At 53.1% G+C, this 1,464-nt stretch carries 2 protein-coding genes; both read left to right on the forward strand.

What is annotated here, in order from left to right:
• Positions 1–172: 172 nt before the first annotated feature.
• Complete coding sequence (locus tag QKE52_RS13245; RefSeq protein ID WP_347948995.1) at positions 173–919, forward strand: type ISP restriction/modification enzyme; 747 nt, start codon at positions 173–175, stop codon at positions 917–919.
• A 69-nt stretch (positions 920–988) separates the two neighbouring features.
• Positions 989–1,225, forward strand: coding sequence for an antitoxin (locus QKE52_RS13250; RefSeq protein WP_144691027.1), 237 nt, complete (start codon positions 989–991; stop codon positions 1,223–1,225).
• Positions 1,226–1,464: the final 239 nt, after the last annotated feature.

The following is a 1,464-nucleotide window of genomic DNA, read 5'->3' on the forward strand; positions in this document are numbered from 1 at the left end:
CAACTCAATACACCAAGCCCGTCACCTTTGAGCAACCACTCAACGGTGACGGGCTTCGTCGTCGTTTTCGCACACAGCCTAAAAGTACAGACCCGAAAACACAGACCCGCAGGTGGGAGTCGTCAAACGCCAACAGCCCAGGATCCGTGACCTGCGTGCTGTCAAGGGGTGAATGCGCCACTTCGACCGGGAGGTAGTTGTGACGCGTTGGACTCCGAAGGATGTTAAGGATGCTGCCGTTGAGCGAGTGGCTGCAGGCGAGGCAGTTAGCCTGGTCGCGCGTGATGTGGGTGTAGGCCCCGAATCGGTTTACGGTTGGTTGAGGGGAAGAGGTGTCGAACCTCCCGGCAGGCGTGCGAGTCGTTTGCGTGATCCGTTTGTCCATGAGGCTGTTGGGTTGGTGCGTGCAGGTATGTCGATCAATCAAGCAGCACAAACTGTTGGAATGGACGCAAAGAGTCTGTTTGATGTTGAAAGCACGCTGCCGCTGCCAACCTATGACACTGCCGTTGGTGTTGGAATGCCGGACGATGTTACCTACGACGAGACAACCCAAACTATTTATCTAGGCAAGGGCAGCTGGTCGAATGTGTCACCAGCCGTGTGGAACTACACAGTGGGTGGAAACTCCACAATCAAATCCTGGGTAGGTTATCGCCGTAAAAAACCTAAAGGCAGAAAGTCCTCACCACTCGATGACATCATCACCACAAGCTGGCCGACACAATGGTCAAGACAGTTTCACGAACTGCTAGTTACGCTTACCCATTTAATTCAGCTCGAAGCTGAACAGAAGGAACTCCTGGAGCAAATCATTGCTGGCGAACAACTAACTAAAGACGAATTAGCCTTTCATGGGGTGCAGTGGCCAGCAGAAAATAAAGATCGGAAACCACACTTTCCAGGCGATCTATTTTAAAATTCTGGCTATTAGACATTTGTTCGAAAGCCAGGAGATTATGTCGAAGCAGTGTGCAACAATAACGTCATGACTCGCCCAATTGATGAGCTGTTGCGCCAAGCTGGTGTGCCGTCGTTAGGGTCAAACAACGGCACACTCAGTGGTGGAGAGATGGCAATCGCACGTATTGTCAGTGCTCTGCGAGCAGATTGGGACAGGCTCGATGGTCAACAACAACGTGCGCTTATTACAGCGCTGGAAGCGTCCACACAGGCCACCGAAGAAGCCGAAGCATTCGTGCTGAATCAACTCAAGAAGCACTAAATCGCTCAAGCCCTGCCTGAGGGGCTAGAGGCAGGGCTTGAGTGTGACAGTGACCGTCCGGGGGGGTGTTCCTATATAGGTTGTCAACCTCGCGGGTGGAGAAATCGGGGGTGGGGTTGCCCGCAAATCGTGGACACGTAGTGGAGCTACCTAGGGGTTAGGCAGCTATTTCTTTTCTGCTGTTGATTGCGCCGGCGTGGTTCTCGAAGTCAACGGGGCTGACCATTCCGAGTGCAGAG

It is taken from the genome of Corynebacterium sp. c25Ua_47 (assembly GCF_039907205.1).
In the GTDB taxonomy this organism is placed as follows: Bacteria; Actinomycetota; Actinomycetes; order Mycobacteriales; family Mycobacteriaceae; genus Corynebacterium; species Corynebacterium hiratae.

Excerpts from the sequence above, each read along its gene's own strand:
- QKE52_RS13245 (WP_347948995.1), top strand. The coding sequence starts at position 173 with ATGCGCCACTTCGACCGGGAGGTAGTTGTGACGCGTTGGACTCCGAAG.
- QKE52_RS13250 (WP_144691027.1), top strand. The coding sequence starts at position 989 with ATGACTCGCCCAATTGATGAGCTGTTGCGCCAAGCTGGTGTGCCGTCG.